Source organism: Candidatus Kosakonia sp. 282A-S69, assembly GCF_029433855.1.
Taxonomy (GTDB): Bacteria; Pseudomonadota; Gammaproteobacteria; order Enterobacterales; family Enterobacteriaceae; genus Kosakonia; species Kosakonia cowanii_A.
In genome coordinates, this window is the sequence record NZ_JAROAU010000005.1 from 260,608 (window position 1) to 260,858 (window position 251).

A 251-nucleotide genomic window follows, 5' to 3' on the forward strand; every position below is an offset into this window, starting at 1 on the left:
GCGGGACGCAGCTCCAGCAGCATGGCCTGCAACCGCGCATTGCCCAGCGCTGACTCGTAGATGCAGCGCAGGCTGGGCGGCGCGGACGCGCCGTAGCGCTCGAACTCCGGCGCCAGATAGCGCAACCACTGTGCTTCGCGCTCCGCATCTGCTACCGGCGCACGGTGACAGAAGAGGTTGACGTTGAAGGGGTGGTTGGTCAGCGCACGCGTCTGTTCGATGTGCTGGCGCGCCTGCTCAAGGCCGTAGGC

1 pseudogene is annotated in these 251 nt (G+C 67.3%); it reads right to left on the bottom strand.

Features of this window, described 5'->3' with window-relative positions:
- A pseudogene (locus PU683_RS22340) lies at positions 1 to 251 on the bottom strand (nitronate monooxygenase); the annotation flags it as partial.